The sequence below is a fragment of the Microvirga sp. P4_G7 genome, from assembly GCF_056401005.1.
On the sequence record NZ_JBFUKD010000129.1, the window covers coordinates 1 to 7610 of the forward strand.

Genomic DNA, 7610 nt, shown 5'->3' on the forward strand with positions numbered 1-7610 from the left:
AGCGCGATCTTCTCGACGGTGATTCCAACGGCGACTCGGTCGGCGGTTTCGTGGCGGCGGCGAAGCTCCTCGGGCACGATCCGGCTCTGTATAGCCTCGACACCAGTCGCCCCGAGGCCCCGAAATCGCGAACGCTCGCGGAGGATATCGCGCGGCTTGTGCGCGGCCGTCTCGCCAACCCGCGATGGATCGAGGCTCAGTTGCGCCACGGATGGCGCGGCGCGGCCGAACTGGCACAGGCTGTCGATGCGCTCTACGTCTTCGCGGCCACCACCGACGCTGTGCCCGACGCCGCGCTCGATCTGATCTACGCGACGTATGTCGCGGACGCGTCCCTGTTCGACCGGATCCGCGCAGCCAATCCCGATGCCGCCCGCGCGATCGTCGATCGGTTTGCCGATGCGGCGAAACGTGGGATGTGGATCAGCCGGCGCAACTCCGTCGAGGTGCATCTCGACCAGCTTCGGGAGCGCCTGCCATGAAGGCGTGGGATCACCCGCGGGGATGGTGCCCCAGCATGCTGGTGCCGATGCCGACCGGCGATGGTCTATTGGTTCGCCTGCATCCCCTCCTCGGACGCCTCACGACACCCCAGATGCGCGCGATCGCAACGGCAGCCGATCGATTCGGAAACGGTCTGATCGATCTTTCGTCGCGCGGAAACCTACAGATCAGAGGTGTCGGCGAAAGCGCCCATGCCGATCTCGTGCAGCACATCGTCGAGGCCGGTCTCACCGACGGGATCAGGTCGGAGAGTCCGTTCCGACTGACCATCACATCGCCGTTCGCCGGCATCGATCGGACGGACCTTATCGACGCCCGTCACCTGGCAGAGCAGGTCGAACAAGCCTGCGCCGCCCTGCCGAAGCTTTCGGCAAAGATGTGCGTCGTCATCGACGGAGGCGGTTCCACTCCCCTCGACGATACCGACGGAGATATCAGGCTCGTCGCCGTTTCCGATGCCGCCGTCGCCATCGGCCTGATGCACGCCGATGGTCCGCAATGGGTCGGAACGGTTTCGGTCGGTGACGCGCCGGCAAGCGTTCGCACGATCCTCGCGCGCTTTGCGTCAATCGCGAACGAGCGGCCCGGCGAGATCCGGCGCATGCGCGATTTACCGGCGACACGCTTCAAGGAACTCGCGGAGAATCTCGATCCGCCCGTCGTTCCGCCGGACCGCCGCGACGCGCCGCGCGTTGGAATCGTATCTTCGGCCGGTCAGACCGCCGTTCTCCTCGGATTGCCATACGGGCGTTGCACTGCCGCTGTGTTCGACCATATCGCGTCCTGGAGCGAGGAGGCAGGTCTGCACGAAGTACGGCTCTCTCCCTGGCGCAGTATTGCGTTGTCGGGTTTGTCCGTCGAAGACGCGGCGGCGATTTCCACCAGAGCGACTGCAGCGGGAATGATCGTCGATCCGCACGACACACGTCGGCAGATCGCGGCCTGCCCGGGCGCGCCCGCCTGCACCAGTGGAACGACGTCCACCCATGACGACGCGGACCGGATCGCCACCGCGCTCCGGCAATCGCCGAACCCCACACTGACGGTCCATGTGTCCGGCTGCGCAAAAGGTTGCGCCCATCCCGGCAACGCTGCGTTGACGCTCGTCGCACAAAGCGGGACATACGGAATCGTCGCGGACGGCAATGCCCGCACCCGCCCGGACGGTTCCGTATCAATCGACGGCGTGATCGCACGTCTGACCCAAACATCACCCTCGACAACTCACTCGAAGAAAATCTCATGAGCGCTCGGTTCGACTATATCAAAGAAGGCGCGGAGATTTATCGCCGCTCGTTCGCCATCATTCGCGCGGAGGCGGATCTCAGCCGTTTCAGCGGTACGGCGGAGCGGGTCGCCGTTCGCATGATTCACGCGTGCGGCATGACCGATCTTCCAAAAGACATCGCGCTTTCACCCGACTTCGCGAACAAAGCGGAAGCGGCATTGCGGAACGGCGCGCCGATCTTCTGTGACGCAAAGATGGTCGCGAACGGCATCACGCGCGCACGCCTCGCCGCGGCAAACGACGTGATCTGTACGCTCGACGATCCGCGCGTCGCATCTCTCGCGAAAGAACTCGGCACGACTCGTACCGCGGCGGCCATGGAGTTGTGGCGTGATCGTCTCGAAGGCTCTCTCGTCGTGTTCGGGAATGCACCGACAGCACTCTTCAGGCTCCTCGAAATGATCGATGCGGGAGCGCCGAAGCCTGCTGCGATCATCGGTATCCCGGTCGGGTTTGTCGGTGCAATCGAATCCAAGGATGCTCTTGCGAACGACGGCAGAGTTCCGTTTCTCGTCGTTCGCGGTCGCCGCGGCGGAAGTGCGATGGCTGCTGCGGCCGTCAATGCGCTCGCAAGCGCGGAGGAATGAGCATGGCTCCGCTGCGTTCCACGATCCGCTTCTACGGCGTCGGCCTCGGCCCCGGCGATCCGGATTATATGAGCGTGCGTGCGCTCAAGATCATTCAAAGCGCCGACCGGCTCGTGCATTTCTCCAAGAAGGGAAAGCGCGGCAACGCCCGCACCATCGCTGATGCCGTTATGAGTCCCGACCCGACCCGCGAGATCGCGCTCGTCTATCCCGTCACGACCGAAGTGAGTGCGGATGATCCTGCCTATGCCGCGGCGATTTCACCGTTCTACGAAGAAGCGGCCGAGCGCCTCGCCACGGAATTGGAAGCAGGCCACAGCCTTGCCGTGCTCTGCGAAGGCGACCCGTTCTTCTACGGGTCCTTCATGCATTTGTGGCGCAGGCTCGGCCCCCGCTTCGAGACCGAGGTCGTCCCCGGCATCACCGGCATGTCCGGCTGCTGGACGAGTGCGGGTGTCCCCATCACCTGGGGCGACGACGTGCTTACGGTCTGCCCGGCGACACTGCCAAGAAACACCCTCGCGCAAAAGCTCGGCTCGACCGATGCTGCCGTCATCATGAAGCTGGGAAGGCACCTGCCGAAAGTGCGCGAGGTGTTGCGCGAGGTCGGTCTTCTCGAGCGCGCCGTCTATGTCGAGCGCGGAACGATGGCCGATGGGTATCATTGCCGACTCGCTGACAAGCCGGACGACGAGGCGCCCTATTTCGCCATGGTCCTAGTGCCCGGCCTCGGGAGGCGCCTGTGACAATGCGGGGCACATTGACGGTGATCGGTCTCGGCCCCGGCGACGAGCGGTGGCTGACGCCGTCAGCGAAATCCGCGCTTGAGCGCGCAACCGACGTCATCGGCTACGGTCCCTACGTCGACCGCATTCCGCAAAGATCCGATCAGCGTCGGCACCCCTCGGACAACCGGGTCGAGCTGGAGCGCGCAAAGTTCGCCTTTTCGCTCGCCATGGAGGGCCGCGACGTCGCGGTCGTGTCCGGCGGCGACCCGGGCGTTTTCGCAATGGCCGCCGCCGTGTTTGAGGCGYTCGACGGGGGCGATCCGGCGTGGCGCGACGTCGCGGTCTCGGTGGAGCCCGGCATCACGGCGATGCTGGCTGCAGCGGCCCGACTCGGCGCCCCCCTCGGGGGGGATTTCTGCGCCATCTCACTGTCCGACAATCTGAAACCGTGGGACGTGATCGAAAAGCGGCTCGGCGCTGCGCTCTCGGCTGATTTCGTGATCGCTCTCTACAACCCGATCTCGTCGGCGCGGCCCTGGCAACTCGGTGCGGCGCTCGAACTCGCCGCCACCATTCGCGAACCCGGTACGCCGGTGATTTTCGCCCAGGCGGTCGGGCGGCAGAACGAGTCGATCGTCGTTACGTCCATCGAGAATGCCGATCCGAGCCGCGCCAACATGGCGACATTGGTCCTCATCGGTGCGAGCACGACGAGAACTCTCGCACGGGCCGACAGCGACACACCCTACGTGTACACGCCGCGTTCCTATGGGGTGCGAGCGTGAAGCGCCACAAGCCAGTCCATCGCCTCGTCGRCATTGCGAGCGGTTGTCACGTCCGGTTTCCCCGGTTGCCGGACGAGGATGACGGGTATCTTCAGTCCCCTGGCAGCGGCGATCTTGGCGTAGGTGGCCGAACCTCCGGAATTCTTGGTGACGAGCAACTGAATGCCATGCTCGATCATGAGCGCCCTCTCGCCGCTTTCGGTGAACGGCCCGCGTGCCCTGAGTGCCGTGATATGCGGCGTCGCCAATGCGTCACCGATCGGATCGATCGTTCGAACCAGGTAATGGTGTTGTGGCGCCCGGGAGAATGCCGCGAGTTCGAGGCGTCCGACGGTGAGGAATGCCTTGCAGGCCTCCACTCCCAGAGCGTCGACAGCCTCGGTCATCGTCGCGACCTCGGTCCACAGATCGCCGGGCTGACGGTGCCACGCCGGACGGCGAAGTCCCAGCAAAGGAACCGACGCCTGCTTGCAAGCTTCCGACGCGTTGAGCGAAATTCTCGCCGCGAAAGGGTGCGTCGCATCGATGACAGCGTCTGTGCGGTTGTCCAAAAGCCACTGCCGCAATCCAGCTTCGCCGCCGAAGCCTCCGATGCGTGTTTTAACATCGGCGCGCTTGGGCTCGGCCGTTCGCCCCGCGAGAGAAAGAACGACGTTGAAATGGGGCTTTCCCGCCAAACGTTCGACGAGCGCGGACGCTTCGGTGGTTCCGCCAAGAATGAGGATGCGCATGTCAACCTTGTCTCCTAACGACGCGTCCCTGTCGAGCCCGACGCTTGGCGTGGCTCCCTGGTTGACCATCATCGGCATCGGCGAAGATGGCCGCGCGGGGTTGTCAGCCCGCGCGCTGCGTGCACTGACGGAGGCGGACATCGTCTTCGGCGGGACGCGCCACCTCGCCCTCGCCGCGCCTCTCGATGTCGAGACGCTCGCATGGCCGACGCCCTTCTCCGATGCCTACCCGCTCGTTCTGTCGAAGCGCGGTCAAAAGGTGTGCGTGCTCGCGACGGGGGATCCGTTCCACTACGGCATCGGCGCCGAGCTCGCGCGCTTCGTTTCGCCGGGCGAGATGACATGTATCCCTCAGCCCTCGGCCTTCAGCCTCGCGGCGGCGCGTCTGAGCTGGTCCCTGCCCGAATGCACCTGCGTCAGCCTCCACGGGCGCGCGCTCGAACAGATCGTGCCGTTCCTCCAGCCCAAATCGCGCGTCCTCGCGTTGTCATGGGACGAGACGACGCCGAGGCAGCTCGCGGACCTTCTGTCGGCACGCGGATTGGCCCGATCTCATCTGATCGTTCTGGAAGCCATGGGTGGTCCGCGTGAGCGGGTTCGACGGACGATTGTGCAGGATTTCGATCTGGGAGAAATCAATCCCCTCAACGTCGTCGCAATCGAAGTCGTCGCCGGCGCCGACGCCCGTGTCGTGCCGCTCGCGCCGGGCCTCGACGACCGGTTTTTTGAGAACGACGGCCAACTGACGAAAGCGGAAGTTAGAGCCGTCACGCTGGCGGCGCTTGCTCCTCGCGCAGGCGAATTGTTGTGGGATGTCGGTGCGGGATCCGGTTCGATCTCGATCGAATGGATGTTGCGGCATCCCCTGAACCGCGCCATCGCCATCGAGGCGAGGCCCGATCGCGCAGAACGCATTCGACGCAACAGCGCATCCCTCGGGACGCCGGGTTTGCGCGTGGCCGTCGGCGAAGCGCCCCACGCGCTTGATGGCCTCCCTCAGCCCGATGCGATCTTCGTCGGCGGTGGCGGGTCGGACATCGGCGTTTTCGACGCCTGCTGGTCGGCCCTGCAACCCGGCGGGCGCTTGGTCGCGAACGCCGTCACGCTCGAGACCGAGCAGACCGTTTCGGCGCTGTTTGCGAAGCATGGCGGAGAATTGCGCCGCATCGCGATCACGCGCTTGGAGTTCGTGGGCGGCATGCATGGATGGCGAGCGGCGATGCCGGTGACACAATGGAGCGTCGTAAAGCCATGCTAGTCGCCGGCCTGGGATTTCGACGTGAAGCAACGGCCGACGAGATGGTGGCGATCATCGTTCGCGCTCTGAAGGAAGTTTCCCTGTCGATCGGAGACCTGGCATTCGTCGCGGCCATCGACGAGAAGGCGAGCGAACCGACATTCATCAATGCGTCGAAATTTCTCGGCGTGTCGATCACCACCGTAAACCGGAACGAACTTCAAATGGTGGCTGATAAGATCCAGACGCATTCACCGCGCGTGCTGGCGCTCCACGGCGTCGGCTCGCTCGCCGAAGCGACGGCGCTCGCGAGCGCAGGGCCTGGCGCATCGCTGATCCTGCCGCGCATCGCATCGGATCGCGTCACGTGCGCCCTGGCGCGAGGAGAACCGCAATGACGATCCATTTCATCGGCGCGGGACCTGGAGCCGCCGACCTCATGACCGTGCGCGGGCGCAACCTCATCGAGAACTGCCCCGTATGCCTCTATGCGGGCTCGATCATCCCGCCCGAAATCTTGTCATGGTGCCGGCCCGGCACCCGCGTCGTGGATACGGCGCCCCTCGATCTCGACGCCATTGTCGCCGAGTTTCGCAGGGCACATGCGGCAGGTCAGGACGTCGCCCGCCTTCAGTCGGGAGACCTGTCGATCTGGAGCGCGGTCGGAGAACAGACCCGACGTCTCGATGAGCTCGGCATCCCCTATACGATGACGCCAGGCGTTCCCGCTTTCGCCGCGGCGGCGTCCCTTCTGAACCGCGAACTCACACTGCCGGAAGTCGCGCAATCCGTCGTCCTGACCCGGACCTCCGGCCGCGCCTCGGCGATGCCGCCGACCGAAACGCTCGCGGCCTTCGCCGCGACGAAAGCGACGCTTGCGATTCATTTGTCGATCCACGTGATCGAAAAAGTCGTTGCGGATCTTCTGCCGAGCTACGGCGCCGATTGTCCTGTCGCCGTCGTCTGGCGAGCGTCTTGGCCGGACGAGCGCGTCTTGCGCGCAACGCTTGGTGAGATCGCTCCGCTCGTCCGAGCAGGCAATCTCGAACGAACCGCTGTAATCTTTGTGGGACGAGCGTTAGAGGCGCAGGACTTTCGTGAAAGCGCGCTTTATTCGACGGGATACGACCGGCGCTTTCGACCGAAAGCGGAGGCCCCGTGATGGTCTCAACCAACAGCGAGAAAAGGCGTTCGTCCGACGAGTCCGCCCTGCCGGTCGAACACAGCGATTTCGAGGTCCGCGCCAGCTCCGCCCAGAGCCTTTGCCGCGGTTCTCCACGCATGCGCGGCGACGATTTCCGCCAACGGCAAACCTGCTCTCTGCGCAATCTGCATCACCTCGACCGCCGTGTTGGCGGAATGTGTCGCTGCGATGACCGCTTGATCACCACCCGCTTCGAAAACGCGTTCCGAGAGCCACGTGAAATCAACTTCACCCGCGCGCGAATGAAGGTCGAGAAAGCCCTGCCCCAACTTCGTCATCTTGGCGAAGCCGCCGGCGATGGTGACGCGCTGCACCGGATGGCGCCGCAGATATTTCAGCATCCCGCCGGCGAAATCACCCATGTCGATCAGGGCTTGCTCCGGCAGATCGTAAAGGCGTCTCACCGCGGCTTCGGAGGTCGAGCCCGTGGCGCCCGCCACGTGGACCAAGCCAGCCTCGCGCGCCACGTCGATTCCGCGGTGAATGGAATGGATCCAGGCGGAACACGAATACGGCACGACGATGCCCGTGGTACCGAGGATCGAC

The 7610-nt window shown here is 64.7% G+C and carries 10 protein-coding genes; 8 read left to right on the forward strand and 2 right to left on the reverse strand.

Annotated features, from left to right (window positions below; all coding sequences use genetic code 11):
• The 5 genes from AC1DT3_RS08195 to cobJ form a co-directional block, all read left to right on the forward strand.
• The coding region (locus tag AC1DT3_RS08195) for a cobaltochelatase subunit CobN (RefSeq protein WP_477464759.1) at positions 1-482 on the forward strand (482 nt) is incomplete at its 5' end.
• Positions 479-1750 (forward strand): precorrin-3B synthase, encoded by a 1272-nt coding sequence (cobG, locus tag AC1DT3_RS08200; protein WP_477464760.1) that lies wholly within the window; start codon positions 479-481, stop codon positions 1748-1750. The genes AC1DT3_RS08195 and cobG, both read left to right, overlap by 4 nt.
• On the forward strand, positions 1747-2379 hold the full coding sequence (locus tag AC1DT3_RS08205; RefSeq protein ID WP_477464761.1) for a precorrin-8X methylmutase: 633 nt from the start codon (positions 1747-1749) through the stop codon (positions 2377-2379). Before cobG ends, AC1DT3_RS08205 begins: the two co-directional genes overlap by 4 nt.
• A 2-nt stretch (positions 2380-2381) precedes the next feature.
• On the forward strand, positions 2382-3125 hold the full coding sequence (locus tag AC1DT3_RS08210) for a precorrin-2 C(20)-methyltransferase (RefSeq protein WP_477464762.1): 744 nt from the start codon (positions 2382-2384) through the stop codon (positions 3123-3125).
• 2 nt (positions 3126-3127) lie between these two features.
• Positions 3128-3892 carry a precorrin-3B C(17)-methyltransferase gene (gene cobJ, locus AC1DT3_RS08215; protein ID WP_477464768.1) on the forward strand — a complete coding sequence of 255 codons (765 nt, stop codon included), beginning with the start codon at positions 3128-3130 and terminating at the stop codon, positions 3890-3892.
• On the opposite strand, the gene AC1DT3_RS08220 is transcribed toward cobJ, so the two are convergent.
• The gene (locus AC1DT3_RS08220) at positions 3874-4623 is read right to left on the reverse strand and encodes a cobalt-precorrin-6A reductase (RefSeq protein ID WP_477464763.1); all 750 of its coding nucleotides are present in this window, start codon (positions 4621-4623) and stop codon (positions 3874-3876) included. The two genes, cobJ and AC1DT3_RS08220, sit on opposite strands and share 19 nt — an antisense overlap.
• On the opposite strand from AC1DT3_RS08220, the gene cbiE reads away from it, so the two are divergent.
• Genes cbiE through cobM form a run of 3 tightly spaced genes read left to right on the forward strand, consistent with a single transcriptional unit; the run spans position 4622 to position 7022 of the window.
• Positions 4622-5881 (forward strand): precorrin-6y C5,15-methyltransferase (decarboxylating) subunit CbiE, encoded by a 1260-nt coding sequence (gene cbiE, locus AC1DT3_RS08225; protein ID WP_477464764.1) that lies wholly within the window; start codon positions 4622-4624, stop codon positions 5879-5881. The genes AC1DT3_RS08220 and cbiE overlap by 2 nt on opposite strands.
• Positions 5875-6258: a cobalamin biosynthesis protein gene (locus AC1DT3_RS08230; RefSeq protein WP_477464765.1), complete on the forward strand. Its 384-nt coding sequence runs from the start codon at positions 5875-5877 to the stop codon at positions 6256-6258. Before cbiE ends, AC1DT3_RS08230 begins: the two co-directional genes overlap by 7 nt.
• Positions 6255-7022 carry a precorrin-4 C(11)-methyltransferase gene (gene cobM, locus AC1DT3_RS08235; RefSeq protein ID WP_477464766.1) on the forward strand — a complete coding sequence of 256 codons (768 nt, stop codon included), beginning with the start codon at positions 6255-6257 and terminating at the stop codon, positions 7020-7022. Before AC1DT3_RS08230 ends, cobM begins: the two co-directional genes overlap by 4 nt.
• Positions 7023-7027: 5 nt before the next feature.
• On the opposite strand, the gene AC1DT3_RS08240 is transcribed toward cobM, so the two are convergent.
• Positions 7028-7610 (reverse strand): cobalt-precorrin-5B (C(1))-methyltransferase (locus AC1DT3_RS08240; RefSeq protein ID WP_477464767.1); only part of this gene is annotated, 583 nt, incomplete at its 5' end.

Excerpts from the sequence above, each read along its gene's own strand:
- cobG (WP_477464760.1), top strand. The coding sequence starts at position 479 with ATGAAGGCGTGGGATCACCCGCGGGGATGGTGCCCCAGCATGCTGGTG.
- AC1DT3_RS08205 (WP_477464761.1), top strand. The coding sequence starts at position 1,747 with ATGAGCGCTCGGTTCGACTATATCAAAGAAGGCGCGGAGATTTATCGC.
- AC1DT3_RS08210 (WP_477464762.1), top strand. The coding sequence starts at position 2,382 with ATGGCTCCGCTGCGTTCCACGATCCGCTTCTACGGCGTCGGCCTCGGC.
- cbiE (WP_477464764.1), top strand. The coding sequence starts at position 4,622 with ATGTCAACCTTGTCTCCTAACGACGCGTCCCTGTCGAGCCCGACGCTT.
- AC1DT3_RS08230 (WP_477464765.1), top strand. The coding sequence starts at position 5,875 with ATGCTAGTCGCCGGCCTGGGATTTCGACGTGAAGCAACGGCCGACGAG.
- cobM (WP_477464766.1), top strand. The coding sequence starts at position 6,255 with ATGACGATCCATTTCATCGGCGCGGGACCTGGAGCCGCCGACCTCATG.